The organism is Pseudomonas furukawaii, from assembly GCF_002355475.1.
GTDB classification, from domain to species: Bacteria; Pseudomonadota; Gammaproteobacteria; order Pseudomonadales; family Pseudomonadaceae; genus Metapseudomonas; species Metapseudomonas furukawaii.
On sequence record NZ_AP014862.1, the window covers coordinates 1,985,192 to 2,009,439 of the forward strand.

Sequence of the window (24,248 nt, forward strand, 5' to 3'; positions counted from 1 at the left end):
GCAATGCCACTGCTGAAAAAAAAACCGGCCCGAAGGCCGGTTCTTTTTCGGCTCGTGATCAGATCACTTGCACTTCGTCTGCCTGCATGCCCTTCTGGCCTTGCACGGCGATGAAGGAGACCTTCTGGCCTTCCTTCAGGCTCTTGAAGCCGTTGGACTGGATGGAACGGTAGTGAACGAACAGATCCGGGCCGTTATCGGTGGTAATGAAACCGAAACCCTTTTCATCGTTGAACCACTTGACGGTGCCGGTTTGGCGCTCGGACATTGGAATGTCTCCTGGAATCTTGGTTATCGCTGGGCTGGACGTTCCAGCCTGTCACTGGGTGCAGCTAATCGGCGACCGATGAAGTGGGGATCGTTGTTCGACAGACCGCTTCCCGGGAACACGTGCATCACAGCGCCCCACACAATACCTGTGCTTTCGAGGAATGCCTAACCTTTTGTTCGCCAGTCGTCAGTTCGGCGACGCCCGGCGGCGGCGCAAGCGTCCCGGCGGCGGGCGTTTCATGCGTTCCGCCGGCGTTCACTCCACGCCCGGGAAAACGGCGAACGGCATGGGCGGCGTCTTGTCCGGTGGCACGTACGCAGGCGCCAGTTCCCCGGCGGCGCCCAGGTGGCGTATGAAACGGTAGATGGCCAGCAAGTCGTCGTTCTCCATGCGCCGCAGGTTGAACCAGGGCATGGGCGGTCGCCATTCCCGGCGGGCGTGCTCCAGCCACTGTGCCTCCGTCAGGTTGTGGGCCACCAGCCTCAGGTTGGAGGCGTAGGTGGTGCCCCAGGGGCCCCGCCAGCCCAGCGGGCTGCCGGTGAGCCAGCGGTCCTCCGGTATCTGTCCGGCGGATTCCATCCAGCCGGAGGTATGGCAATCGTTGCAGCCGGAGACCTGGATCAGGTAACGGCCCCGTGTCACCTCGGCGTTCTCGGCCTGGGCCGGGACGGCGAGTGCCAGGAGCAGCGCGGACAGCAGGGCGAGAGTGCGCGCATTCGCTGCGCGGGGAAGTGCCTTCGAGGAAACGGGAATCGGGGTCATGGCGGTGTCCACAGGAGGAGTGGTGACCTCGAAAAACATAGCAGTGCCGAGAGCGCAAGCCAGGCGCTGGTCAAGGCCGACAGGGCGCTTTACGAATCCAGGCACAACGGTCGCGACCGCTGCACCTGCCTCGATCGAGGGTCACTGGCTGTCGCGCATCACCTTGAGTTCGGAATCCGTGCTGCTGAAGCCCCGCTCCAGCTTGATGCGCAAGCCGAGGTCCGTGCGCGAGTCCGCGAACTTCAGCGCATCGGCCAGGGAAATTCGACCGTCCTCGATCAGCCGGTAAAGGTGCTGGTCGAAGGTCTGCATGCCTTGCTCCAGGGCGCGTTCGGTGGCCGACTTCAGCTCGTCCAGCTGGTCCCGCAGGATCAGGTCGCGGATATAGGGCGTGCCCAGCATCAGCTCCACCGCCGCCACGCGCTTCTGGGAAACGCCCGGAACCAGGCGCTGGCCCACCATCGCCAGCAGGTTCTGGGACAGGTCGGCCAGCACCTGGCGCCGGGCTTCGTCCGGGAAGAAACGCGCGATCCGCTCGATGGCGTGGCTGCTGCTGGTGCCATGCAGGGTGGCGAGCACCAGGTGGCCGGTCTCGGCGTAGTGCATGGCGTGCTGCATGGTGTCCAGGTCGCGGATTTCCCCCAGCATGATCACGTCCGGCGCCTCCCGCAGCACGTTGCGCAGGGCGTCCGAGAAGCTGTGGGTGTCCAGGCCCACCTCGCGCTGGTCGATGATCGAGCGCTGATGGGCGTGGAGGAACTCGATGGGGTCCTCGATGCAGACGATGTGGCCGTCTCGGTGACGGTTGCGGTAGTCCAGCATCGCCGCCAGCGTGGTGGACTTGCCGGAGCCCGCCGCGCCGATCACCAGGATCAGGCCACGGTCCTGCAAGACGAGCTTCTCCAGCAGCACCGGCAGGCCGAGGGCCTCGATGCCGGGAATCTCGCTCTTGATCAGCCGCACCACCATGGAGACCTCGCCCCGCTGGTAGTAGAGGTTGACCCGGAAGCGACCGCTTCGCTGGATGCTCACGGCGAGGTTCATCTCCAGCTCCCGCTCGAACTCGGCCACCTGCTTCTGGGTCATCAACTGGTAGGCCATCAGTTGCACCTCGCCGGACTTCAGCGGCTGGTCGCCCACCGGCACGCTGCGCCCTTCCACCTTGATATGGGGCGGGGCGCCGACGCTGAGGAAGAGGTCCGAGCCGCCCTTGTCGTAAAGCAGCTGGAGCAGGGGGAAAACGTCGCGGGAAGGCGGGGGCGTGGTGTCGTTCATCATGGCTCCTAATGGTTGCCGGCAAGCCTAGCAGGGCATTCGCCCGGAAGGGCATGACGCCCGTCAACCCGCCAGCGGCCATCGCACTTCCCGCTCGATCAGCGCCTCCAGCCAGTCCATGAATACCCGCACCCGTCGGGGCAGGCCGAGGCTGTCGGCAGCCTGGGTGAAACTTGACAGCTCGCTGACACCGACAAAGGTTCTCAGTAGATCCGGCTTGTTCATCCGTGAGGCGCCTCCCTGTGGATTGTCCGGCACGGCCGATCAGTGCTTAGGGTTCGAGAATATTTATCCGGGAACATCCGGACAATTCGCTTCCCGCCACGCCCCACTAACTGGAGGAGCTTCACAATGACCCGCAAGATCGCACTCATCACCGGCGCCAGCCGTGGCCTTGGCAAGAGCATGGCGCAGCACCTGGCCGCCCAGGGCATCGACATCATTGGCACCTACCACAGCAAGCTGGAGGACGCCGAATCCCTCAGCCGCGAGATCATGGACCTGGGCGGCCACGCCGCCATGCTGCAACTGGACGTCAGCCGCAGCGCCACCTTCGATGACTTCGCCGCCAGCCTGGGGCGCCTGTTGAAGAACGAGTTCGGTCGGGACAGCTTCGATTTCCTGGTGAACAACGCCGGCATCGGCATCCATGCCGCGTTCGAAGAGACCACCGAGGAGCAGTTCGACCAGTTGGTGAAGGTCCAGCTCAAGGGACCGTTCTTCCTGACCCAGAAACTCCTGCCGCTGATCGCCGATGGCGGCCGCATCCTCAACATCTCCACCGGCCTCACCCGCTTCGCCTTGCCGGGATACGCCGCCTATGCGGCGATGAAAGGCGGTATCGAGGTGCTGACCCGCTACCAGGCCAAGGAACTGGGCGCCCGTGGGATTACGGTGAACGTCCTGGCTCCCGGGGCCATCGAGACCGACTTCGGCGGTGGCGTAGTGAGGGACAACGCCGAGGTGAACGCCTTCATCGCCGCCAACACCGCCCTGGGGCGCGCGGGGCTGCCGGAGGACATCGGCGCGGCGGTGGCCATGCTGCTGTCGGACGCTGGCCGCTGGATCAACGGCCAGCGGGTGGAGGCTTCGGGCGGGATGTTCCTGTAGGCATCCCTCACGAATGGATCAGGCCGCGTCTTTCGCCGGCAAGCCGGCTCCTACACGGGCGCCAGGGCCCCATTGAGTCGGGCTCGGGATGTTCCTGTAGGTGTTCCCTCGCGAATGGATCAGGCGCGTCTTTCGCCGGCAAGCCGGCTCCTACGGCTGTACCAGGGCCCCGTTGCGGCGGGCTCGGGATGTGCCTGTAGGCGCTCGCTCGCGAGAGGACCCGGCCACATCCCTGCGTTGCTTCCGGCCCCGGGTCGCACTGGCGCCGCGGGGCACTGCGCCCTTGGTTATTCACGGCGCCACTGATCATGCCCTGATTGCAGGATTTTTCTCGCTGGGTGGGAATGACGTTTCGCGCATCGAGAAAATGCTCTCAGGATGCCGCCCCAGGAGACGCCATGACCTACACCAACCCCACCGACCGACTGCTGCAGATTCTCGTTGCGCTGGGCCAGGCACCTGACCCGGTCTCGGCCAAGGAACTGTCCTTAAATCTCGGGCAGCCCCTCAGCAGCACCTACCGCCACCTGAAGACGCTGCTGCGCTGGGGGCTGGCTGAGGAACAGGCGGGAACCGGCCGCTACCTCCCCGGACCGACCTGCCTGCAACTGGCGAAGAAGTTCGACCGGGAAGGGCTGCTGGTGACGCTGGCCAAGCCGGAGCTTCGCCGACTGGCCGAACTGAGCCTGGAAAGCGTGGCACTGATGGTGCCGGGCAATGGCCAGGTGATCTGTATCGAACTGATCGACAGCCCCCAGCCGTTGCGCTGCTGCTACCAGAAAGGACTGGCCCAGCCGCTGCTGCGTGGCGCCTCGGCCAAGACATTGCTCGCCTTCATGTCCGAGGACGAGTGCCGGTCACTGCTGGTTCGACAGGGGGTGGAAGGGCGAGACCTGGAGGACCTGGAGGCCGAACTGCGCCAGGTACGCCAGCAGGGCCACGCCGTCAGCCTGGGCGAGATCGATGATGGCGTCTGGGGTGTCAGTGCCCCGGTGGTGGACGGCAAGGGGCGCCTCCAGGGTGCGATCAGCCTGATGGCGCCGGCGCTACGGGTACAGGCACGCGCCGACTGGCTGGTGCGCTGGACCCGCGAATGCGCGGGGCGGATCAGCGCACGACTGGGCTGACCTTTCAACCGATGGACGTGAAGATGACCGAACAGATCGATATGAGCGCCTGGCAGGGCAGGGTGGACACCGGCGAGGGCGAGCGTGCCCGTCGCTGGCACCAGTGGGTGCGTCCCCTGGCGCCCGACGCTCCGGCGGGAGTGGCGCTGGTGGGATTCGCCTGCGATGAGGGCGTGCGCCGCAACCAGGGGCGCACCGGCGCGGCGCTTGGGCCCGGGGCCCTGCGCCGGGCATTGGCCAATCTCGCCTGGCACGGCGACGGGTATCTGCATGACGCGGGTGATGTCGTATGCGCCGACGAACAGTTGGAAACCGCTCAGGAAACCTTTGCCGCGCGTCTGGCGCGCCTGCTCGACGAGGGGCATCTGCCCATCGGCCTGGGTGGCGGCCATGAAATCGCGTTCGCCAGTTTCAGTGGCTTGTTCCAGCACCTGCGGCGGCACTGCGAAACGCCGCGTATCGGGATTCTCAACCTCGATGCACACCTCGATCTGCGGCATGCCGAGCGGCCCAGTTCAGGCACGCCGTTCCGCCAGATCGCCGAGCTTTGCGAGCGGCAAGGGATGCCTTTTCACTACTGCTGCCTGGGGGTAAGCCGGCCGAACAACACTGCCGCGCTGTTCGCCGCCGCTGATCGGCTGCAGGTGCGCTATCGCCTGGACCACCAGGTCAGCGAGGACCCGGCGGAAGCCGAGGCGCTGCTCGACCGGATGCTGGCGGAGGTCGATCACCTCTACCTGACCCTGTGCCTCGATGTGTTGCCGGCCGGCCAGGCACCGGGGGTCAGTGCGCCCGCCACCCATGGCGTGGCCTTACCCCTGGTGGAGCGCTTGGTTCGGCGAGCCGCGGCAAGCGGCAAGCTGCGCCTCGCCGACGTCGCAGAGCTCAACCCGCGCCTCGACTGTGACGGCCTGACCGCACGCAGCGGCGCTCGCCTCATCCATGCCTTGCTCGCCTGACGGGCACGCTTCTCATCAACAATCCCAATAAGAGAGCCTTGAACCCATGTTGACCCTGGAACTTGACGCCCTGACCACCACGGCGCTGGCGCTGTTGCTGCTGGCCGGTGGTGCGTTATGGAAGAAGCGAAGCCGTTGGCTGACCTTGCTCTGCGTGCCGGCACCGGTCATCGCCGGTTTCAGCTTCGCCCTGCTGGTCTGGCTGCTGCGTGATCTGCAGGTGCTGGACCTGAAACTGGACACCGCCCTGCAGACCCCCTTGATGGTGGCCTTCTTCACCACCGTGGGCCTCGGCGGGAGCCTCGGTCTGTTGCGTCACGGCGGCACGACACTGTTCATCTACCTCGGTGCCTGCTGGGCGTTGGCGATTCTGCAGAACCTGATCGGTGTCGGTGCCGCCCAGGCCTTCGGACTCGACCCGCTGCTGGGGATCATGGCGGGCGCGGTTTCCCTGGAGGGTGGCTTCGGAGCCGCGGCCGCGTTCGGTCCGGTCGCCGAGGCGCTTGGCGCCCAGGGCGCCACCACGGCGGCCATCGCTTCGGCCACCTTCGGCATGGTCGCGGGCGGGTTGCTGGGCACGCCGGTGGCCCGCTGGCTGATCGAGCGCCGCAGGTTGCGCATCGAGTCCGGCGAGGTCGGCTCCATGGCGGCCCTGGAGAAGGCCGGCAAGGGCCATCTCGGGACGCTCGACAGCGCCACTTTTCTGCGGCTGCTGACCTGCATCCTGGTGATCATGGTGTTGGGTTTCTGGCTCGGCAATGTCCTGGGCGACTCGCTCGGCGTCGTTCTCCCCAGCTATGTCGGGGCGATGTTCGTGGCCATCATCCTGCGCAACGTCAACGACCGTACTCGCTGGCTGGAGCTGCCGGACAACGCCATCGGCACCCTCGGCGACGTCTGCCTCGGCGTGTTCCTGACCATGGTGATGATGAGCCTGAAGTTCTGGGAGCTCGAGCAACTGGGCCTGCCCCTGCTCGCGGTGCTGGTCATCCAGGTCGTGGTCATGCTGCTGCTGACGGTTTTCGTGCTGTTCCGCCTGCTGGGTGGGGATTACGACGCGGCGGTCCTCTGTTCCGGTTTCATGGGGCACGGACTCGGCGCAACCCCCAACGCGGTCGCCAACATGGGAGCGGTTTGCGAGCACTACAAGGTGTTCTCCTACAAGGCGTTCATCATCGTGCCGCTGTGCGGTGCCGTGCTGATCGACATCGTGGCGCTGCCGGCCATCACCTGGTTCATCAACGCCTTCGGCAACTGACGACCAGCCGTCGCACCTGGCCGGATCACGAAAGAGGGAACCCTCCCGGTGAATGGGCCAGGCCGCGTCGTTCGCCGGCAAGCCGGCTCCTACGCATGAGCCGGGACCCAATGAAAACGCCCTCCATATGGAGGGCGTTTTCATTCAGGTCCCCTCAGGGGTTGGCGGCGTGGCTGCCCAGCAGCGTCCCGCCGGATTTCCGGGCGCGCTTGGCCATGCGTTTTTCCAGCATGGTCTTCTGGGGTTTCTTCTTCGCCTCGCGTTTGGATTCAAGACCTTTGCTCATGGCGACGACCTCCGCGGAAAGTGGATGGATCAACGCGTCCTTGCCCTGGAGCGCTCATTGGCCATCACCACCTCCTGAGCCCGAAGGCCCGCTGCTTCACCGGGTCGATGCATCAAGCATAGCCCCGCCGTGGCGCATCGCACGGCGACGCGCCTTGCGGTCGTCAGGCCGTGATGCCGAACACTTGGGCGAGGTGCGCTTCATAGCGTTTCACATCGGCCTCGATGTTCGGGCGCTTCATCACGTCCACGCAGAGGAAGCTGGGCAGGGCACTCATGCCGAGGAACTGATTGGCCTTGTGGAAGGGGAAGTACACCGCGTCCACCCCCTTGCCCTCGAAGAAATCGCTGGGGTCCTCGAACGCCTGCCGGGGGGCGTTCCAGGTCAGCGAGAGCATGTACCGCTTGCCCTGGATCAGGCCACCGCTGCCGTACTTCTGCGAAGCGTCGGAGCGGGTGCGCCCGTCGTTGGCGTAGAGGCTGCCATGGCCGGCGGTGAAGACTTCGTCCAGGTAGCGCTTCACGGTCCAGGGCGCGCCCATCCACCAGCCGGGCATCTGGTAGATCACCCCATCGGCCCAGAGGATCTTCCGCACTTCTTCATCGGCGTCGTAGCCCGCGTCGATGCGGGTTTCCTTCAGGTCGAAGCCGGCGCGATCGAGGTAGGCCAGGGCGGCGTCATGCAGGGTGTCGTTGTACTGGCCGTTGGAATGGGCGAACTGCTTGCCGCCGTTGAGCAACAGGATCTTCTTCATGGCTGGGATGCCTCCGCAAGTTGGATGCGGCGCAGGTTAGCGGCGCACACCCGGCGGAAAAACCAGGCGGCCAGCAAATGATACTTGCCGAAAAATCACGAATTTTCGCGATTCATTGCGTTAAATTTGCGGGGTCATCCCTTGCCATGAGCCTCGCGTCATGTCCCATCCCTACGGTTTCATCCTCCACGCCCACACCCGCCCGGAGAAGGCCGATGCCTTCGAGGCACTGTTTCGCGCCTATGTCGAACCCAGCCGCGCCGAGCCCGGCTGCATCGAGTACCACATGCTGCGGGACGCCCGGGACCCGACCCTGTTCATCTTCTACGAGGTCTGGCAGAGCCGCGCCCACCTGGAGGTCCACAGCAACCTGCCGCATATGCGCCGCTTCCACGAGGAGCGCATGGAGTACCTGCGCCGCGACTTCGAGATCCGCGAGATCGAGATGCTCAGTCCGTCCAGGGCGCAGGGCTGAGGGCGTCGCGGATCAGCCGCAGATACTCGGGAAAGGCCCCGATATCGTTATGGCCGGCCCTGGGAATCACCACCTCGCGCGCCACGCCTGGGCGAAAGCGTCCCAGAAGCCGATCGCTGCTCCAGCGGGGAATCACCTCGTCGCGCCCGGCCACCAGCAGCAGCGTGGGCACCTCGATTGCCGGGGCGTAGCGCCAGGACTCGTAGCGGTCGCGAAGCATCCAGCTCACCGGGAAGAGGGGGAAGCTGCGGCGGGCCAGGTCGAGGATGCTGTCATAGGGCGTCACCAGCACCAGGCGCGATACCGGGCGCCGGCTGGCCAGGTACAGCGCCACGCCGCTGCCCAGGCTGCGGCCCACCACCGCCACGTCGCGATGCAGGGCGTGGACCTTGTCGAACAGCGCCAGGGCGTCACGCTGGATATTCGCCTCGGTGGGTTCGCCGCCGCTGTCGCCGAAACCCCGGTAGTGCAGCAGGTAGAGCGCATGGTCGGGAAAGGCCTCGGCGAAGTCCGGCAGGCTGCGGGATACGTCCTCGGCATTGCCGCCGAAGTAGATCAGCGCCCGTGGCCCGGACACCGGCCTGACCGTGACCGTCACCCGGGCGTCGGTCAGGGGCAGCAGCATCACCTGCTCCACGCCGCCCAGGGTGCGGGGTTGGGGAAAATAGAGCAGCGAACGCTGGAAGACGAACAGCAGCAGCGCCATCAGCAGCCAGAGCCCGGCGGCCAGCAGGAGCAGGTGCATCAGGCGGCGCATGGTGCCGAAGCGGGGGCGGCGGCGAGGTGGCGGGGGTGCACCCTGGTCTCCCGGTGTTCAGTCGACTTCCCTAACCATAGACGCCTGGACCTGCTGGAACATGGGGGGCGGGGTGGAAACCCGCGTGGCGGATCTCCACCCGATGGCGGTCAGGTCGGTGCGACCGGCAATGGCGAGCCTTGCACGTCCGGTTCCTGCTGCTGCAGCGTCCACATCTGCGCATAGGTGCCGCCAGCCTCCAGGAGCTCCCGGTGGGTGCCTTTCTCGATCACCCGGCCGGCGTCCAGCACCAGGATCTGGTCGGCGTCCATCACCGTCGACAGGCGGTGGGCGATCACCAGGGTGGTGCGGCCCTCCTGGATGCGGTCGAGGGCGGTCTGGATGGCTTTCTCCGACTTGGAGTCCAGGGCCGAGGTGGCTTCGTCGAAGATCAGGATCGCCGGGTTCTTCAGCAGGGCGCGGGCGATGGCGACCCGTTGTTTCTCCCCGCCCGAGAGCTTGAGCCCGCGCTCGCCCACCTGGGTCTCGTAGCCGTCGGGCAGGCGCAGGATGAAGTCGTGGATATGGGCGGCACGGGCGGCCGCTTCCACCTCTTCGCGGCTGGCATCCGGTCGGCCGTAGCTGATGTTGTAGTAGATGCTGTCGTTGAACAGCACCGTGTCCTGGGGAACGATGCCGATGGCCCCACGCAGCGACGATTGGGTCAGCTCGCGCAGGTCGTGGCCGTCGATACGGATATGGCCGCCGTCGATGTCGTAGAAACGGTAGAGCAGGCGGGCGAGGGTGGACTTGCCCGAGCCCGAATGTCCCACCACGGCCACCGTGCCGCCTGGCGGTATCTCGAAGTCCACGCCGTGGAGAATCTCCCGCCTCGGGTCGTAGCCGAAGTGCACCTGCTCGAAGCGCACCCTGGGTCGGGTCGCCTGCAGGGGCACGGCGCCCTCGGCGTCGCGCACGTCCTGGCGTTCGTCCAGGAGGCCGAACAGCCGCTCCATGTTGGTCAGCGACTGCTTCACCTCGCGGTACATCATGCCCAGCATGAACAGCGGCGCCGAGAGCTGCAGCAGGTAGGTGTTCACCAGCACCAGGTCGCCGATGGTCAGCTCGCCGGCCACCACGCCGGCGGCGGCGCGCCACATCATGGCGGTCACGCCCAGGGCGACGATGGCGGTCTGGCCCAGGTTGAGCAGGGCCAGGGACTTGGTCGCCTTGACCTTGGCGTTCTCCAGGTGGCGCAGGTTCTCGTCGTAGCGCGCCGCCTCGTGGGCCTCGTTGTTGAAGTACTTCACCGTCTCGTAGTTGAGCAGCGAGTCCACCGCCCGCTCGTTGGCGCGGGTGTCGGCCTCCACCGCGGCGCGGTAGTAGCGGGTGCGCCATTCGGTCACCGCCACCGTCCAGAGGCCGTAGGCCACCAGGGTGGCGAGGGTGATGAAGGCGAAGCCCCAGTCATAGGCCCAGACCAGCACGGCGGTGACCAGGATCACCTCCAGCAGGGTCGGGACTATGGTGTAGAGCGTCCAGTCCAGCAGGTCGGAGATGGCGCTGCCGCCGCGCTCCACGTCACGCGCCACGCCGCCCGTGCGACGGCCAAGGTGGAACTTCAGGCTGAGTCCGTGGAGGTGCTGGAACACCTTGAGGGTGATCTGTCGCGAGGCTCGCGCCATCACCCGGGCGAACACCACCTGGCGCAGCTCGGTGAACAGCGTCACGCCGATGCGCGCGGTGCCATAGGCCAGCAGCAGGCCGGCCGGCAGCACCACCAGGCTGGGGGCGACATTGAGCTGGTCGACGATCTGCTTGAGGGCGATGGGGACGTAGAGGTTGGCCAGCTTGGCCGCGAGGATCAGCCCCAGGGCCAGGGCGATGCGCCCGGTGTAAGGGCGGAGATAGGGGAGGAGGGTGGCGATCACCGCGGCGTCGCCTCGGGAGCCGGCCTTGCGCGCCACCGGGGCGGCGCCTTCGTGCGTGCCGCCGGCGTTCGCCTGCGGCGTCGGGGTCTGTTTGTCGAGGGCTGCCATCGCCCACCTGCCTTGTGTCGTCGAGATGGGGCGACCTTACTCCAGCGGCCGGGTGGGTGCGAACTGTCCTGGCTGATTCGGCCCATCGATGGGGTCGATGGGGCCGGGGAGGCGGATCTCAGGCCGGGTAGGTCTGGCCGAGGAAGTCCAGCAACAGCGCATTCACCGTCTCGGCCTTTTCGCTCTGCAGCCAGTGCCCGGCGTCTTCCAGCCGGTGCAGGCGCAGGTCCGGCACCTGCAGGGGCATGCGCTCCAGGGTGAAGGCCTCCAGGGTCGCCACCGGGTCGCGGGCGCCGATGATGAACAGCGTCGGTTGCTCCACCTTGCGTCCGGCCAGGGCTTCGGTGTCCTGCCAGTTGCGCTCGAAGTTGCGGTACCAGTTCAGGGCGCCGCGAAAGCCCCGGCCGGCGAAGGCCTTGCGGTACTGGGCGAAGTCCTCCGGCGAACACCAATCCGGCAGCGTCGCTGCCGGCAGGCCGTCCAGCAGGCGCGAGTCGGCCGGGCGCGGCGCTAGGAACAGGGCGTCGGCATTCCCGCCCTGCATGAAGGCCAGCAGGGTGCGGTCGATGTCGGCGTCCAGCTCCCGCTCGGCGACGCCGGGCTCCTGGAAGTAGAGGATGTAGTTGAAGTGCCCGGCGTGGACCTTGCGCAGGATCTCGATGGCCGGGCGCCGGGGGCGGCCGGCGAAGGGCACCGACAGCGTGGCCAGCGCCTGGATGCGGACCGGCTCCAGCAGCGCCAGGTGCCAGGCCACCACGGCGCCCCAGTCATGACCCACCACGCAGGTGCGCTCATGGCCGAAGGCATCCAGTGCGGTCTGGATGTCGCCGCACAGGGCCAGCAACCGGTAGTCCTCCACCGCCGCCGGCGCGGAGCTGGCGCCGTAGCCGCGCATCTCGGGGACGAAGACCCGGTAGCCGGCCGCCACCAGCACCGGGATCTGCTCGCGCCAGGAGTGCCAGCACTCGGGAAAGCCGTGCAGCAGCCAGACCGGACGCCCCGTTTCGGGGCCGGCCACATGGATGTTCAGGTGAATGCCGTTCAGCGGCAGCAGGTGCTGTTCCATGGTGCGCTCCTGGGAAATGCCGCCGACGCTAGCAAGCCTGCTGGTGTGCGCCCAGCACCATTCGCGGGGGCTATGACGTGGAATGGATGGGCTGCCCGAGGGTGCCCGCGACCTGCTGCACCTGTTGGCGGAACCAGCGGCGCAGACCGTCGTCGTGGGTGCGCGCATGCCAGATCTGCATCACCTCCACGCGTTGCACCGCCAGCGGCAGCGGGTGCAGGCGCAGCTCGGGGTCCCGCGCCACGGCCTCCTCGGCCAGGGAACGCAGGCAGGTGAGCAGCAGGTCGGTGCCGCGCACCAGCCGCGTCGGCGCGATGAAGCTGGACAGCCCGGCGGCGATGCGGCGTTGCAGGCCGCGTGCCTGCAGGGCGCGATCCACCAGGCCGTCGAGGTCGCCGGTGAGGGTGGTGAGCAGGTGCTCGCAGGCGAGGAAGGCCTCCAGGTCCAGCCCGCCCGCGAGGTGCGGGTTGTCCCGCGAGGCCAGGACTACGAAGTCCTCGCTGAGCAGGCGCTGCTGGTGGAAGGTCTCCGGCAGGTCGTTGTAGAAGCCGGCGATGGCCAGGTCGCAGGTGCCTTTCTCCAGTTCCTCCCGTGGTAACTGACCCCGGGTGTTGTGGGTGATCAGCACCAGGTTCGGCGCCTGGCTGCGGAGGATCGGCAGCAGCCGGGGCAGCAGGGTCTGCTCCAGGTAGTCGGTGCTGTAGAGGTGAATCCGCGCGCTGCGCTGGAGGAAGTCTCGGCCGTCGCACAGCTCGTAGAAGGCTTCGAGTTCGCCTACCAGCGCCTGCACCCGCGGCGCCAGCTCGTGGGCCCTCGGCGTGGGCGTCAGTCCCCGTGGGGCGCGGACGAACAGCGGGTCGCCGAACTGGTGCCGCAGCTTGTTCAGCTTGTGGCTCAGGGCCGGCTGGCTGAGGGCCATGCGCTCGGCGGCCAGGGTGGCGTTGCGTTCCTGGTAGAGCACCTGGAAGACCAGCAGCAGGTTCAGGTCCTTGTTGGCGATATTCATATTTTGAATGCCAGAAATAAGAGCTTTCGAATTATCGAATGCTAACGCCTTGCCTAGGATGGCGACCACACCCAGGACCCACCGGAGCCCCCGATGACCATCGCCCTCTTTGCCACCGTGCACCCCCTGCCGGAACACCGCGACGCCACCGAGCGCGCCCTGCGTGAGCTGGCGCAGCTCTCCCGCCGCGAGCCCGGCAACCTGCGCTACGACCTCTTCACCCGTGACGCCGAAACCGCGGCCTTCGACCTGTTCGAGCTCTACGTCGACGAGGCGGCGGTCGAGGCCCATCGGCAGAGCGCCCACTACCTGGCGTTCCGCGCTGCCGCCGGCAGCTTGCTGGCCGCGCCTACGGAAGTACGACAGTCCCGTCCGCTGGACCTGGCCCCCTTCAATTGATCAGGAGTGAACCCATGAGCAAGACGACTACCCTGGCGCTGGCCCTCGCCGGCTCACTGTTCGCCGGCGCCGCCACCGCAGCCCCCAAGGGTGAGGTGCTGGTGCTGCTGTCCAGCGAAAACCAGCTCGCCCTGGCCGACGGCAAGCACTACCCCACCGGCTACTACCTGAACGAGTTCGGCGTACCGGCGGACCACCTGCTCAAGGCCGGCTACCGGCTGGTGCTGGTGACGCCCAGGGGCAACGCGCCCAGCGTCGACCTTCGCTCCATCGACCCGCAGTATTTCGGCGGCGATGAGGCGGAGATGAAACGCATCCAGCAGCTGGTGGCGGGGCTGCCGGGCATCGACGACACCCTCGCGCTCAAGGAGGTGCTGGCCGGCGACCTCGACCGCTACGCCGGTCTGCTGATCCCCGGCGGCCACGCGCCGCTGATCGACCTGGCGAAGAACCCCGAGGTGGGGCAACTGCTGCGCCACTTCCATCAGGCCGGCAAGCCCACGGCGGCGATCTGCCACGGTCCCATCGCGCTGCTCTCGGCCCAGGACGACCCCCAGGGCTACCAGGCGGCCCTGGCCCGTGGCGCCAGGCCGGCCGCCGACAACTGGCTGTACGAGGGCTATCGCATGACCATCTTCTCCGACCCGGAGGAGCGCGTCTTCGAAGGTTCCCTCAACGGCGACCGCGTCCTCTTCTACCCGGCCAAGGCCATGGCCGGCGCGGGCGGCGAGATGAGCTACAGCAAGGAATGGTCCCCTAATGTGGTGGTGGACCGTGAGTTGATCACCGGCCAGAACCCCTTCTCCGACCATGCCCTGGCCAAGGCCCTGGTCGAGAAACTGGGCGCCACCCGGTCCGAGTGAACGCGGGGCCTGGGACATCGGCTCGCAGTTCCGGCGGTGCAGCGGTGCGTTGCCCTTCGGGTAACGGCACCCTGTGCGTCGGGCTCTCGCAGGATCCTAGGGTGCGTTTCTCCGCCAGCGGTCTCAGTTGGCCCCGTGGGTTGTCCAACGTCCAGTTGGAACGCCAGCTGTTTCCACCGTCTGCGGTGGTGCCCAGCGAGCAGCGGCTACTGCCCGACTGGGTGTGAGTGCATATCGACTGCCACACCGCGGTTGATGGGCATCACTACTCGGTGTCCTACCCGTTGATGAAGCAGCAGCCTGCGTCAGGCCAAACTGCGCCAAAACGCTTGCCTCGCGGACGTCGACTACCACAGCTCGCGCGAACTGGGCAGGGCGCTGATCCTCCTGCCGAGCAGTGGCCAATGACTGCGCGATGGCCTCAACCTGATCATCGGTTGCGCCACCGGCGTTGGTAAAACCTGGCTGGCCTACGCCCTGGCTGCCCATGACGATGGACGCTTCGTCAAGCGGAATCCTGCGCGACGGTGTGGGAAGGGGGGGCTTGTCCGGGGCTTCGGGCTATGGTTAGCTGACTAATTATTAGTATAAGAAGTCCGAGTCAATTTCGATGTCCTATCCCGATCAACACCGTTTTGCCATGCAGCTCGCGCAGATGTCGCGTGCCTGGCGCGCTGAGCTTGACCGTCGCCTGGCCGGCATGGGCCTGTCCCAGGCTCGTTGGCTGGTGCTGTTGCACCTGTCCCGTTTCCAGGAGCTGCCTACGCAGCGTGAGCTGGCCAAGAGCGTCGGTGTGGAAGGCCCGACGCTCGCCCGTCTGCTGGACAGCCTGGAAGCCCAGGGCCTGATCCAGCGAATGGCGGTAGCGGAAGACCGTCGCGCCAAGAAGATTGCCCTCTGTCCGCCGGCACGGCCCTTGATCGAGCGGATCGAAGCCATTTCCAGTCAGTTGCGCCAGGAGCTGTTCGCTGGCATCGATGACGAGGAGCTTCGTCACTGCCAGCAGATTCACGCGCGGATACTGGCCAACCTGGACCGGCTCTGATGGGCGAGGATCTGGAGGCGCTGCACGCGCGCTTCGGTGCCCGCTATCCACAATGGCTGCTCGGTCTGCTCATGCTCGGCAGCATGGCGATGATCCTCGCTTCAACCAGTATCAACGTCGCGCTGCCGGCGATCATGGCGGATTTCGCCATTGGCCGGCCGCTGGCGCAATGGCTGTCCACTGGCTTCCTCGCATCCATGACTGCGGGCCTCCTGCTGGCGGCCTGGTGCCAGGCTCGCCTCGGGGCGCGGCGCACCGTGCAGTACGGTCTGGGGTTGTTCTGCCTGGCGTCCGTCCTGGCCCTGGTGGCGACGCACGCCTGGCAGCTGATCGCCCTGCGGATCGTCATGGGCGCCTGCGCCGGCATCATCCAGCCCCTGGCGATGGTCCTGATCTTCCGAGTCTATTCCGAGGGTGGAAGGGGCATGGCGCTGGGCCTTTATGGTCTTGGCATCATGGTCGCCCCCACCCTGGGTCCCACCGTCGGTGGTTACCTGATCGACCATTTCGGGTGGGGCGCGGTCTTCTGGCTGCCCTTGCCCCTCTGCCTCATGGCATTGCTGGGGGCGCAGTGGCTGATGCCGAGCCACCGAGATCGCGAGACCCCGGGTGTCGACCTGCCGGCCTTCGCCCTGCTTTGCGTCGCCTTGTTCGCCCTTCTGGGTGCTTTGGCCGAGGCCCAGCGCTTTGGGTGGCAGGCGCCCTCCGCCTGGCTGCCTGGAGCGCTCGGGTTGGCATGTACGGTGGCATTCCTGCGTCGCAGCCGCTCGCGTCCTCGTCCCTTGCTGCCCCTGCAGCTCTGGCGGCACAAGGCCTTTCGCAAGGCGAGCTGGGTGGCCCTGGTACTCGGGTTGGGGCTTTACGGGTCCACCTACCTGATTCCGCTGTTCCTGCAGACGGTCGAGGGGTACAGCGCGGGGCAGGCGGGGCTGCTGTTGCTGCCGACCGGCATCGTCCTGGGGCTGGCTTCCTTCCTCGGTGGCTGGGCGAGCGACCGTCTGTCGGCAGCGTCCATGCTGGTTTTCGGCTTGCTGGTGTTCGCTGTCTCCTCGGCGGCGCTGGGGCTGGCGGGGGAGGGCTCGTCCTTCCTGGTGCTCTGTGCCTGGGCCTGTCTCGGGCGTGTCGGGCTCGGACTGCTATTGCCTGCGATGAGCACCGGGGCGCTCGATGTGCTCGAGGCCGAGGAGCTGGCACTCGGGGCCGGCGCCATCACTTTCGTGCGGCAGTTGGGGGGTGCGTTCGGCGTCAACCTGCTGACCTACTTCCTGGAGTGGCGCCATAGTGCTGCAGGCGGCGGCGCCGCAGCCGATGCCCTGGCCTTCGAGCAATGCTTCTGGCTCGTGGCGCTCCTATTCGTGCTGGCGGTCGTTCCCGCCCGGGGCGTCCGCTCCGTCAGGTCTTGAGCGTGCAAAAGGCACGATAAAAAATATTGTCAAGTCCCCCGCGAAATCTTTTCTATAGTGGAGTAAGCTAGGAAACAGCCTTGTGGCCAGCTGCCATTAGACGGGCAGGGAGTGGGAATCCCGTCTTCCAGAAGGTTCGAGTGAGATGGATAAGGAGCCACATCTCGCTATCATTTGAGTGTTGAGGTCAGCGCATTCCACGTCGCTTCAAGGATGCCCGGGCGGGACATCAGGGGCGTGATACGGGGGTCCGTTCGGCCGGGGAGGACATATGGCAAGGGTTCACAAGCTCCTTCTTACGTTGGCTTCAGGTTCGGTGTTCTATTCGGGCCTGGTACCAGCGCTGGGGCTCGGTGAAATCACCCTCCATTCCGCCCTCAACCAGCCACTGGATGCCGAGATCGAACTGCTCGAGGTCGGCGACCTCGATGACAGCGAGGTCAAGGTCAGCCTGGCCTCCGTCGATGATTTCCAGCGAGCTGGCGTCGACCGCTTCATCTTCCTCAATGACTTGCGTTTCAGCCCGGTGATCCGGGGTTCCGCCAGCCGCATACGGGTGATATCCAGCAAGCCCGTCATCGAGCCCTACCTGAACTTCATCGTCGAAGTGGCCCGTCCCAACGGCAAGCTGCTTCGCGAGTACACCCTGCTCCTCGACCCACCGGGCTCTTCCGCCTACGCTCCGAGCGCCGCACCGGTCGTCGCCCGGAGCCAGCAGACCCGTGGCCAGCCGAGCGCTGAAACTGCAGCGCCTGCCGCCGCGCTGCCGCTACCGCCTGCCGTCGATGGCAAGCGCTATCAGGTTGTCCGGGGCGATAGCCTGTGGACTATCGCCAAGCGTCTCAGCATCGGTAGCGCCATGAGCCAACAGCAGATGCTCCAGGGTATCCAAGCACTGAATGCCGAGGCGTTTCCGGGCGGTGATCCAAATCGTATCCATGCCGGGCAGTGGTTGCTGCTGCCTGACGCCGCCCAGTGGGACGGCGATTCGACACAGGCGGTGGCTGCTCAGCCTGCCCCAGCTTCGAATACCGATGCCATGACGGCCGAGGCGCCGGAGCCTTCGCCTGCTGAAGCCCCCACAGCCGGTCCGACTCTGGATGAGCTGACCCAGGCGCAGCAGCGGATCGATTCGACGCTTGCCCAGAGCGAAGCCGAGCGGGCGCAGTTGCGACAGCAGGTTGCTGAACTCCAGGCCCGCCTCGAGGTGATGCAGCGGCAGTTGAGCGGCAGTGACCAGCAGATGAGCCAGTTGCAGGCGCAGGTGGAGGAACTCGGCACCGTACCCGCCGTGGATGCCCGGGCGGACCAAGCTCAACCTGTGGTCGCACCGGCCGTGATTCCCGCCGCCCAGGCTGCGGAGGCCGCTCCGATCCAGGGTTCCGGTACCGGAATCAGCCCCATTTGGTGGGGCATCATGGTGGCCGGTCTCGTGGTGCTTTTCCTGCTGGATTGGGTCCTCTTGCGCCGCTCCCGTCGTGAGGCCCAGGAGCAGGAACTGGTGGAAGCCCAGACCACCGGCAAAGCCAAGGTCACCTTCCAGCACCGTCATCAGGAAGCCAAGCCCGTCGTCGAGCCCGCGAGGGCGGAGCCGGTCGCCGCCAAGGCCAAGGTCGTCGCGCCGCTGCACCTGGTCCCGACTTCCGGTGCCAAGGCCGATGCCGACGCGATGGAGGCAGCCAACATCTACATCGCCTATGGCCGCTGGCGCGAAGCCTTGGGCGTGCTGCGCCCGGCCGTGGCTCGGGAACCCCAGCGTCTCGACCTGCGTTATCGCCTGCTGGAGGTCTTGGGCGAACTGCATGACCCGGCGGCCTTCAACCTTGAAGAGGCCGCCCTTCGCGAGTTGCAGGCCGATGATCAGCGCCTGGCCGAGATTCGTGCCCGCTTCGCCGACCTCGATTCCGCCAGTGCCAGCGTCGAGCCGGCGTTCGTGCTCAACGAGCCGTCCCCGAGCCTGGCTGCCGCCGGCAGCGAGCCCTTCGAAAGGCCGCAGACGGACTTCGACGGCTACCCGCTGGATGCCGATTGGGAACAGGTCAGTCCCTTCAAGACCGCCGAGCCCAAGCGCAAGGCCAACGTGGTCCAGGCGTTCCCGACAGTGGAGGAGGACCTCGCGTTCCCGACCAACCTCCAGGAGCTGCCGGAGGTCTTCGAGCTGACGCTCGACCCCGATACCTTGAGCCCCTTCGGCGAACTGCCGGAGCTGCCCCAGGCGGAGAGCCTCGACGAGCTCACGCTGGAGTTCGCCGATCCCATGGTCAGTCTGGAGGAACTCGACGAACTGGATGCTCGCCAGGAGAACCTCACCAAGCTCAACCTGGCCCTTGGCTATATCGAGCAGGGCGATATCGAGGCGGCTTGCAGCATTCTCAATGAAGTTATCAGTGCCGGTGACGATCAGCAGCGTCAGGAGGCTCGCGACCTGCTGGCGCGTATCGCCTGACTTCACAAGCGGCAATGAAAAAGCCCGGGCCTGTGTCCGGGCTTCGTTTGTTCGGAGCGTCAACGGCGCTTCGGACTACAGCGGCCGCGATCTCACCGGCTTCGCCAGACCGAGGCATCGCTTGGTCGCCAGCACCAGCCAGCAGGCCAGGATGAAGGGTGCGGTCATGGCGGGTAATTCGACGACGGCGAAGCCGGGCTGCAGGCAGGCACCCAGGGGGATGGCGACGAGCACGCACCAGGGACGACGGAAATCCCGGCCCAGCGCCAGGGCGATCAGCGCGCCATTGAGGCCGAACAGGCCGCCCAGCACCGCCTCGGCGGGTTGGCCCAGCCACGAGGCGGTCGCCAGTGCGGTGGTCGAGCCCAGCAACGCCCAGACTCCCGCGCGCCAACTGGCGAGGAACAGCGCCGCCAGCACCAGCGCACCCGCGATGGGGCGGTCGAGGAAGATCACCTGGCCGATGCCGCGGATGACCGCGAGGGCCGTTTCCAGCCAGTCTTGCTGGAAATGATGCGGCGGCGTGGCGATGGGCGTCAGTTCCAGGGGGGCGCCCAGCGCCAGCAGCAGCCATCCCAGCCCGACGAAGGGCGCGGTATAGGCGGGCAGCCAGTTGCGCTGGCGCACGGCCTTGAGCAGGGGATGGAGCACCAGGCTGGAAAGGCCACCGGCACAGAGGATCAGCAGGGCCAGGTAGAGCGACGGCTCGAAGCGCAGGCTGAGCAGCAGGCCCAGAAGCACCCCGTTGTAGCCGTAAAGCCCCGCCTCGATGTCTTCCGCGGCGAAGCGTCGGCGCACGGCGGTCAGCCAGGCCGCGGCACCGCCCAGCAGAGCACCGCCCAGCAGGTTGGGCGCCCCCACCGCGATGGCGAGCAGGATCAGGGCGCCACAGCCGGGGTGACGCTGGAGGAAAATCTGGCTGAACCCGTTCAACTGGGCCGAGGCCCAGCTACGGACTTCAGGTCGTAGGGGCAGTCGAGTCATGGCAGCTTCAAGAAGTGACGCCCCGGCAAGGGGGCGACGATTCACTGGCCAGGGCCAGCTGGATATTGAGGAGTCCGCCCGGCGTCGAGGCCGGTACGGGGAGCGCGGGTTCTCTGTGGAACCCGTCGCTCCGGGGCCGGATCAGCCCAGGGTTTCGATGCGCAGGCTGTTGGTACTGCCTGGCTGGCCGAACGGCACGCCCGCGGTGATGACCACGGTGTCGCCACGCTGGGCCATGCCCTGGGCCTGGGCGATCTCCAGCGCGGTGCTGGTGACTTCCTCGACCTTGTGCAGGCGCTCGTTGACCACCGAGTAGATGCCCCAGGCCAGGGTCAGGCGGCGGGCGGTCTCCAGGTTCGGGGTCAGGCTCAGGATCGGCGCCTTGGGCCGCTCGCGGGAGGCGCGCAGGCTGGAGCTGCCGGACTCGGTGTAGTTCACCAGCACCTGAACCGGCAGGATGCTGCTGATGCGGCGAATGGCGCAGCTGATGGCGTCCGAGGCGGTGGCTTCGGCTTGCGGGCGGCTGACGTCGAGCTGGCTCTGGAAGTCCGGGCCGTTCTCCACCTGGCGGATGATCTTGCTCATCATCTGCACGGTTTCCAGCGGGTAATCCCCGGAGGCGGTCTCGGCGGACAGCATGACCGCGTCGGTGCCTTCGGCCACGGCATTGGCGACGTCGGTCACCTCGGCACGGGTCGGGGCAGGGGAGAAACGCATGGACTCCAGCATCTGGGTGGCCACCACCACCGGCCGGCCCAACTGGCGGCAGGTACGGATGATGTCCTTCTGGATGCGCGGCACGTTCTCGGCGGGCACTTCGACGCCCAGGTCGCCGCGGGCCACCATGATGGCGTCGCAGAGCCGCGCGATCTCTTCCAGGTGCTGCACGGCCGAGGGTTTCTCGATCTTGGCCATGAGGTAGGCGCGACCCTGGATCAGCTCGCGGGCTTCGACGATGTCTTCCGGGCGCTGCACGAAGGACAGGGCCACCCAGTCCACGCCCAGGTCCAGGCCGAAGGCCAGGTCACGTCGGTCCTTGGCGGTGAGCGGCGACAACTGCAGCACCGCCTCCGGGACGTTCACGCCCTTGCGGTCGGAAAGCTCGCCACCGGCCACAACTTCGGTTTCCACGGCGTCGGCGTGGGACGCGGTCACCCGCAGGCGCAGGCGGCCGTCATCCAGCAGCAGGTTCATGCCGGGCTCGAGGGCCTCGATGATCTCCGGGTGCGGAAGGTTGACGCGACGGGCATCGCCCGGCGTGGCGTCCAGGTCCAGGCGGAAGGCCTGGCCGCGCTCCAGGTTGACCTTGCCCTCCGCGAAGCGGCCGACCCGCAGTTTCGGGCCTTGCAGGTCCATGAGAATGCCGATGGGGTAGTTCAGCTGGCGCTCGACCTCACGTACCCACTGGTAGCGCTGGGCATGGTCGGCGTGCTCGCCGTGGCTGAAGTTCAGGCGGAACAGGTTGACGCCGGCTTCCACCAGTTGGCGGATGTCGTCGATGCCCTTGATCGCCGGGCCGAGGGTGGCGAGGATTTTTACTTTCTTGTCAGGCGTCATGTTCAGGGCTCTCGAGAATCAGGATGGCGCGGAAGTCGTTCACGTTGGTGCGGGTCGGTTCGGTGACGATGAGGTCGCCGAGGGCGGCGAAATACCCGTATCCGTTGTTGTTGTCCAGTTCGTCGCTGGAAGACAGGCCCAGCTCGCTGGCTCGCCTGTAGCTGCAGGGGGTCATGATGGCACCGGCGTTGTCCTCCGAGCCGTCGATGCCGTCGGTGTCGCCGGCCAGCGCATAGACGCCGGGCAACCCCTTCAGGCTGTCGGTCAGGCTGAGCAGGAACTCGGCGTTACGACCGCCACGACCATTGCCACGTACGGTCACCGTGGTCTCGCCGCCGGAGAGGATCACGCAGGGCGGCTTGATGGGTTGGCCGTGCAGCACGATCTGGCGGGCGATGCCGGCATGGACCTTGGCCACGTCGCGGGACTCGCCTTCCAGGTCGCCGAGGATCAGCGGAGTCAGGCCGGCGGCACGGACTCTCTCGGCGGCGGCATCCAGGGATTGCTGGGGTTTGGCGATGAGCTGGAAATGGCTGCGGGCAAGACCGGCATCGCCCGGCTTCACGGTTTCCGAACGGGGGTCCTGGAGCCAGGCACGGACATGGGCCGGCACCTCGATCTGGTAGCGGGCCAGGATGGCGAGGGCTTCGGCCGAGGTGGTCGGGTCGGCCACGGTGGGGCCGGAGGCGATCACCGTGGCTTCGTCGCCCGGTACGTCGGAGATGGCGTAGGTGTAGACGGTGGCCGGCCAGCAGGCCTTGGCCAGGCGGCCGCCCTTGATGGCCGAAAGGTGCTTGCGCACGCAGTTCATTTCATCGATGGCGGCGCCGGACTTCAGCAGCGCCTTGTTGATGGCCTGTTTGTCCTGGAGCGTGAGGCCCTCGGCGGGCAGGGCCAGCAGGGAGGAGCCTCCGCCGGACAGCAGGAAGATCACCCGGTCGGACTCGGACAGGCCACTCACCAGCTTCAGGACGCGCTGGGCGGTTTCCAGGCCGGCGGCGTCGGGCACCGGGTGCGCGGCTTCCACCACTTCGATCTTGCGGCAGTCGGCACCGTGGCCGTAGCGGGTCACCACCAGGCCGGAGATCTCTCCCTGCCATTCACGTTCGATCACCTCGGCCATGGCGGCAGCGGCCTTGCCGGCTCCGATGACGATAACGCGGCCGGAACGGTCGGCGGGCAGGTGGTCGGCCAGGACCTGGCGGGGATGGGCGGCGGAGATGGCGGTGGCGAACAGGTCGCGCAGGAAGGCTTTGGGGTCGAGGGACATGGCAGGCTCCGGGGCACTGGATTCTTGTTGTCGGGCGGCGTGCCGGCGAACGATGTCGCCGGGCGTGTCTGGCCGATTTCAGTCCGGAACCGCCGCGCACGGCGGTTCGGGACTGGAATCGACCTCCCTGACCCTTGGCGCCGTGTCACCGCAGGTCAGGGTGGTCGAAAGGATCGCAGGACAGGATGAACCGTTTCCGGCCATCGTGGGAGCTGCCGGCTCGATGGGCGGTCCCGTGTTCAACCTATCCTGCGAAACATCACTCCTCGCGGATGGAGAAGTTGGCCATGTGCTCCAGGCCCTTGATCAGGGCGGAGTGGTCCCAGTTGCTGCCGCCGATGGCCGCGCAGGTGCTGAACACTTGCTGGGCGTTGGCGGTGTTGGGCAGGTTCAGGCCCAGCTCGCGGGCGCCGGACAGGGCCAGGTTGAGGTCCTTCTGGTGCAGGCTGATGCGGAAGCCCGGATCGAAGGTGCCCTTGATCATGCGCTCGCCGTGCACTTCGAGGATCTTCGAGCCGGCGAAGCCGCCCATGAGTGCCTCGCGTACCTTGGCCGGGTCGGCGCCGTTCTTGGCGGCGAACAGCAGGGCTTCGGCGACGGCCTGGATGTTCAGGGCGACGATGATCTGGTTGGCGACCTTGGCGGTCTGGCCGTCACCGTTGGCGCCGACGCGGGTAATGTTCTTGCCCATGGCCTGGAACAGCGGCAGGGCGCGTTCGAAGGCGTTCGGGCAGCCACCGACCATGATGCTCAGGGTCGCGGCCTTGGCACCCACTTCGCCGCCGGATACCGGGGCGTCCAGGTAGGCGGCGCCGGTGGCCTTGATCTTCTCGGCGAAGACCTTGGTGGCGGACGGGGAGATGGAGCTCATGTCGATCACCACCTTGCCGGCGCCGACGCCCTGGGCCACGCCGTTCTCCCGAAACAGGACGTCGTCGACCTGCGGGGTGTCCGGCACCATGATGATGATGAACTCGGCTTCCTGGGCGACTTCCTTCGGATTGGCCAGGGCCACGCCGTTGTCGCCCAGCAGGTCGGCCGGTGCCTTGTCGAAGTGCTCGGAGAAGAACAGGGTGTGGCCGGCTTTCTGCAGGTTCTGAGCCATGGGCTTGCCCATGATGCCGGTGCCGATGAATCCGATCTTGGCCATGTTGAAT

General features: G+C 66.7%; 24 protein-coding genes and 2 pseudogenes. 12 read left to right on the forward strand and 14 right to left on the reverse strand.

The features are described from left to right. Positions 1 to 58: 58 nt before the first annotated feature. The 4 genes and pseudogenes from KF707C_RS09220 to KF707C_RS29025 form a co-directional block, all read right to left on the reverse strand. Positions 59 to 268, reverse strand: a complete 210-nt coding sequence (locus KF707C_RS09220; RefSeq protein WP_004422170.1) for a cold-shock protein — start codon at positions 266 to 268, stop codon at positions 59 to 61. A gap of 258 nt (positions 269 to 526) precedes the next feature. Beyond that, positions 527 to 1,033 (reverse strand): hypothetical protein, encoded by a 507-nt coding sequence (locus KF707C_RS09225; RefSeq protein WP_051050790.1) that lies wholly within the window; start codon positions 1,031 to 1,033, stop codon positions 527 to 529. A gap of 141 nt (positions 1,034 to 1,174) precedes the next feature. After that, the gene (locus tag KF707C_RS09230; RefSeq protein ID WP_004422173.1) at positions 1,175 to 2,308 is read right to left on the reverse strand and encodes a PilT/PilU family type 4a pilus ATPase; all 1,134 of its coding nucleotides are present in this window, start codon (positions 2,306 to 2,308) and stop codon (positions 1,175 to 1,177) included. A 135-nt stretch (positions 2,309 to 2,443) separates the two neighbouring features. After that, positions 2,444 to 2,533 (reverse strand): annotated as a pseudogene (locus KF707C_RS29025) (LysR family transcriptional regulator); the annotation flags it as partial. A gap of 126 nt (positions 2,534 to 2,659) precedes the next feature. Between KF707C_RS29025 and KF707C_RS09240 the strand changes: the two are divergent. The 4 genes from KF707C_RS09240 to KF707C_RS09255 all read left to right on the forward strand — a co-directional run bounded on the left by KF707C_RS09240 (position 2,660) and on the right by KF707C_RS09255 (position 6,762). Then, positions 2,660 to 3,418, forward strand: coding sequence for an SDR family NAD(P)-dependent oxidoreductase (locus KF707C_RS09240; protein WP_004422176.1), 759 nt, complete (start codon positions 2,660 to 2,662; stop codon positions 3,416 to 3,418). Positions 3,419 to 3,816: 398 nt separating this feature from the next. Beyond that, positions 3,817 to 4,545: an IclR family transcriptional regulator gene (locus KF707C_RS09245; protein ID WP_004422178.1), complete on the forward strand. Its 729-nt coding sequence runs from the start codon at positions 3,817 to 3,819 to the stop codon at positions 4,543 to 4,545. A 23-nt stretch (positions 4,546 to 4,568) separates the two neighbouring features. Continuing rightward, complete coding sequence (gene hutG / locus KF707C_RS09250; protein WP_036994227.1) at positions 4,569 to 5,504, forward strand: formimidoylglutamase; 936 nt, start codon at positions 4,569 to 4,571, stop codon at positions 5,502 to 5,504. Between the two features lie 46 nt (positions 5,505 to 5,550). Next, entirely contained in the window at positions 5,551 to 6,762 is a 1,212-nt protein-coding gene (locus tag KF707C_RS09255; protein WP_004422182.1) for a sodium/glutamate symporter, read from the forward strand. A 154-nt stretch (positions 6,763 to 6,916) separates the two neighbouring features. Here KF707C_RS09255 and KF707C_RS29910 read toward each other — a convergent pair whose 3' ends face one another. Together KF707C_RS29910 and KF707C_RS09260 are read right to left on the reverse strand one after the other, a co-directional pair. Continuing rightward, positions 6,917 to 7,048 (reverse strand): hypothetical protein, encoded by a 132-nt coding sequence (locus tag KF707C_RS29910; RefSeq protein ID WP_004422185.1) that lies wholly within the window; start codon positions 7,046 to 7,048, stop codon positions 6,917 to 6,919. Positions 7,049 to 7,211: 163 nt separating this feature from the next. Then, positions 7,212 to 7,802 carry an NAD(P)H-dependent oxidoreductase gene (locus KF707C_RS09260; RefSeq protein ID WP_004422186.1) on the reverse strand — a complete coding sequence of 197 codons (591 nt, stop codon included), beginning with the start codon at positions 7,800 to 7,802 and terminating at the stop codon, positions 7,212 to 7,214. A 160-nt stretch (positions 7,803 to 7,962) separates the two neighbouring features. On the opposite strand from KF707C_RS09260, the gene KF707C_RS09265 reads away from it, so the two are divergent. Continuing rightward, on the forward strand, positions 7,963 to 8,277 hold the full coding sequence (locus tag KF707C_RS09265; RefSeq protein ID WP_004422187.1) for a putative quinol monooxygenase: 315 nt from the start codon (positions 7,963 to 7,965) through the stop codon (positions 8,275 to 8,277). Here KF707C_RS09265 and KF707C_RS09270 read toward each other — a convergent pair. From KF707C_RS09270 to KF707C_RS09285, 4 genes are all read right to left on the reverse strand, one after another. Continuing rightward, positions 8,252 to 9,034 carry an alpha/beta hydrolase gene (locus KF707C_RS09270; RefSeq protein ID WP_004422190.1) on the reverse strand — a complete coding sequence of 261 codons (783 nt, stop codon included), beginning with the start codon at positions 9,032 to 9,034 and terminating at the stop codon, positions 8,252 to 8,254. The two genes, KF707C_RS09265 and KF707C_RS09270, sit on opposite strands and share 26 nt — an antisense overlap. A 149-nt stretch (positions 9,035 to 9,183) precedes the next feature. Beyond that, positions 9,184 to 11,052 (reverse strand): ABCB family ABC transporter ATP-binding protein/permease, encoded by a 1,869-nt coding sequence (locus tag KF707C_RS09275; protein WP_004422191.1) that lies wholly within the window; start codon positions 11,050 to 11,052, stop codon positions 9,184 to 9,186. 118 nt (positions 11,053 to 11,170) lie between these two features. Beyond that, a complete protein-coding gene (locus KF707C_RS09280) occupies positions 11,171 to 12,118 on the reverse strand; it encodes an alpha/beta fold hydrolase (RefSeq protein ID WP_004422193.1) in 948 nt (315 codons plus the stop codon). A 70-nt stretch (positions 12,119 to 12,188) separates the two neighbouring features. Next, on the reverse strand, positions 12,189 to 13,124 hold the full coding sequence (locus tag KF707C_RS09285) for a LysR family transcriptional regulator (RefSeq protein ID WP_004422195.1): 936 nt from the start codon (positions 13,122 to 13,124) through the stop codon (positions 12,189 to 12,191). A 93-nt stretch (positions 13,125 to 13,217) separates the two neighbouring features. Here KF707C_RS09285 and KF707C_RS09290 point away from each other — a divergent pair, with 93 nt between their 5' ends. From KF707C_RS09290 to KF707C_RS09315, 7 genes and pseudogenes are all read left to right on the forward strand, one after another. Continuing rightward, positions 13,218 to 13,523: a putative quinol monooxygenase gene (locus KF707C_RS09290; protein ID WP_004422197.1), complete on the forward strand. Its 306-nt coding sequence runs from the start codon at positions 13,218 to 13,220 to the stop codon at positions 13,521 to 13,523. 14 nt (positions 13,524 to 13,537) lie between these two features. Next, on the forward strand, positions 13,538 to 14,386 hold the full coding sequence (locus tag KF707C_RS09295) for a type 1 glutamine amidotransferase domain-containing protein (protein ID WP_004422198.1): 849 nt from the start codon (positions 13,538 to 13,540) through the stop codon (positions 14,384 to 14,386). A 101-nt stretch (positions 14,387 to 14,487) separates the two neighbouring features. Next, positions 14,488 to 14,613 (forward strand): hypothetical protein, encoded by a 126-nt coding sequence (locus KF707C_RS29915; RefSeq protein WP_004422200.1) that lies wholly within the window; start codon positions 14,488 to 14,490, stop codon positions 14,611 to 14,613. 64 nt (positions 14,614 to 14,677) lie between these two features. After that, a pseudogene (locus KF707C_RS29585) lies at positions 14,678 to 14,896 on the forward strand (ATP-binding protein); the annotation flags it as partial. A 100-nt stretch (positions 14,897 to 14,996) separates the two neighbouring features. Further along, the gene (locus KF707C_RS09305) at positions 14,997 to 15,431 is read left to right on the forward strand and encodes a MarR family transcriptional regulator (protein ID WP_036994102.1); all 435 of its coding nucleotides are present in this window, start codon (positions 14,997 to 14,999) and stop codon (positions 15,429 to 15,431) included. Further along, positions 15,431 to 16,834 carry a DHA2 family efflux MFS transporter permease subunit gene (locus tag KF707C_RS09310; RefSeq protein WP_004422204.1) on the forward strand — a complete coding sequence of 468 codons (1,404 nt, stop codon included), beginning with the start codon at positions 15,431 to 15,433 and terminating at the stop codon, positions 16,832 to 16,834. Before KF707C_RS09305 ends, KF707C_RS09310 begins: the two co-directional genes overlap by 1 nt. A gap of 271 nt (positions 16,835 to 17,105) precedes the next feature. Then, positions 17,106 to 19,280: a FimV/HubP family polar landmark protein gene (locus KF707C_RS09315; RefSeq protein WP_051050791.1), complete on the forward strand. Its 2,175-nt coding sequence runs from the start codon at positions 17,106 to 17,108 to the stop codon at positions 19,278 to 19,280. 75 nt (positions 19,281 to 19,355) lie between these two features. On the opposite strand, the gene KF707C_RS09320 is transcribed toward KF707C_RS09315, so the two are convergent. From KF707C_RS09320 to KF707C_RS09335, 4 genes are all read right to left on the reverse strand, one after another. Continuing rightward, positions 19,356 to 20,264, reverse strand: a complete 909-nt coding sequence (locus KF707C_RS09320; RefSeq protein ID WP_004422208.1) for an urea transporter — start codon at positions 20,262 to 20,264, stop codon at positions 19,356 to 19,358. A 141-nt stretch (positions 20,265 to 20,405) separates the two neighbouring features. Then, on the reverse strand, positions 20,406 to 21,821 hold the full coding sequence (pyk, locus tag KF707C_RS09325; protein ID WP_004422209.1) for a pyruvate kinase: 1,416 nt from the start codon (positions 21,819 to 21,821) through the stop codon (positions 20,406 to 20,408). After that, positions 21,811 to 23,091 carry a glycerate kinase type-2 family protein gene (locus tag KF707C_RS09330; RefSeq protein ID WP_004422211.1) on the reverse strand — a complete coding sequence of 427 codons (1,281 nt, stop codon included), beginning with the start codon at positions 23,089 to 23,091 and terminating at the stop codon, positions 21,811 to 21,813. Before KF707C_RS09330 ends, pyk begins: the two co-directional genes overlap by 11 nt. 259 nt (positions 23,092 to 23,350) lie before the next feature. Beyond that, positions 23,351 to 24,241 (reverse strand): 2-hydroxy-3-oxopropionate reductase, encoded by an 891-nt coding sequence (locus KF707C_RS09335; protein WP_004422214.1) that lies wholly within the window; start codon positions 24,239 to 24,241, stop codon positions 23,351 to 23,353. Positions 24,242 to 24,248 lie beyond the last annotated feature (7 nt).

Excerpts from the sequence above, each read along its gene's own strand:
- KF707C_RS09310 (WP_004422204.1), top strand. The coding sequence starts at position 15,431 with ATGGGCGAGGATCTGGAGGCGCTGCACGCGCGCTTCGGTGCCCGCTAT.
- KF707C_RS09275 (WP_004422191.1), bottom strand. The coding sequence starts at position 11,052 with ATGGCAGCCCTCGACAAACAGACCCCGACGCCGCAGGCGAACGCCGGC.
- KF707C_RS09290 (WP_004422197.1), top strand. The coding sequence starts at position 13,218 with ATGACCATCGCCCTCTTTGCCACCGTGCACCCCCTGCCGGAACACCGC.
- KF707C_RS09320 (WP_004422208.1), bottom strand. The coding sequence starts at position 20,264 with ATGACTCGACTGCCCCTACGACCTGAAGTCCGTAGCTGGGCCTCGGCC.
- KF707C_RS09315 (WP_051050791.1), top strand. The coding sequence starts at position 17,106 with ATGGCAAGGGTTCACAAGCTCCTTCTTACGTTGGCTTCAGGTTCGGTG.
- KF707C_RS09335 (WP_004422214.1), bottom strand. The coding sequence starts at position 24,241 with ATGGCCAAGATCGGATTCATCGGCACCGGCATCATGGGCAAGCCCATG.
- KF707C_RS09225 (WP_051050790.1), bottom strand. The coding sequence starts at position 1,033 with ATGACCCCGATTCCCGTTTCCTCGAAGGCACTTCCCCGCGCAGCGAAT.
- hutG (WP_036994227.1), top strand. The coding sequence starts at position 4,569 with ATGACCGAACAGATCGATATGAGCGCCTGGCAGGGCAGGGTGGACACC.
- KF707C_RS09260 (WP_004422186.1), bottom strand. The coding sequence starts at position 7,802 with ATGAAGAAGATCCTGTTGCTCAACGGCGGCAAGCAGTTCGCCCATTCC.
- pyk (WP_004422209.1), bottom strand. The coding sequence starts at position 21,821 with ATGACGCCTGACAAGAAAGTAAAAATCCTCGCCACCCTCGGCCCGGCG.
- KF707C_RS09265 (WP_004422187.1), top strand. The coding sequence starts at position 7,963 with ATGTCCCATCCCTACGGTTTCATCCTCCACGCCCACACCCGCCCGGAG.
- KF707C_RS09255 (WP_004422182.1), top strand. The coding sequence starts at position 5,551 with ATGTTGACCCTGGAACTTGACGCCCTGACCACCACGGCGCTGGCGCTG.
- KF707C_RS09270 (WP_004422190.1), bottom strand. The coding sequence starts at position 9,034 with ATGCGCCGCCTGATGCACCTGCTCCTGCTGGCCGCCGGGCTCTGGCTG.
- KF707C_RS09330 (WP_004422211.1), bottom strand. The coding sequence starts at position 23,091 with ATGTCCCTCGACCCCAAAGCCTTCCTGCGCGACCTGTTCGCCACCGCC.
- KF707C_RS09305 (WP_036994102.1), top strand. The coding sequence starts at position 14,997 with ATGTCCTATCCCGATCAACACCGTTTTGCCATGCAGCTCGCGCAGATG.
- KF707C_RS09220 (WP_004422170.1), bottom strand. The coding sequence starts at position 268 with ATGTCCGAGCGCCAAACCGGCACCGTCAAGTGGTTCAACGATGAAAAG.
- KF707C_RS09230 (WP_004422173.1), bottom strand. The coding sequence starts at position 2,308 with ATGAACGACACCACGCCCCCGCCTTCCCGCGACGTTTTCCCCCTGCTC.
- KF707C_RS09240 (WP_004422176.1), top strand. The coding sequence starts at position 2,660 with ATGACCCGCAAGATCGCACTCATCACCGGCGCCAGCCGTGGCCTTGGC.
- KF707C_RS09295 (WP_004422198.1), top strand. The coding sequence starts at position 13,538 with ATGAGCAAGACGACTACCCTGGCGCTGGCCCTCGCCGGCTCACTGTTC.
- KF707C_RS29910 (WP_004422185.1), bottom strand. The coding sequence starts at position 7,048 with ATGAGCAAAGGTCTTGAATCCAAACGCGAGGCGAAGAAGAAACCCCAG.
- KF707C_RS09280 (WP_004422193.1), bottom strand. The coding sequence starts at position 12,118 with ATGGAACAGCACCTGCTGCCGCTGAACGGCATTCACCTGAACATCCAT.
- KF707C_RS09245 (WP_004422178.1), top strand. The coding sequence starts at position 3,817 with ATGACCTACACCAACCCCACCGACCGACTGCTGCAGATTCTCGTTGCG.
- KF707C_RS09285 (WP_004422195.1), bottom strand. The coding sequence starts at position 13,124 with ATGAATATCGCCAACAAGGACCTGAACCTGCTGCTGGTCTTCCAGGTG.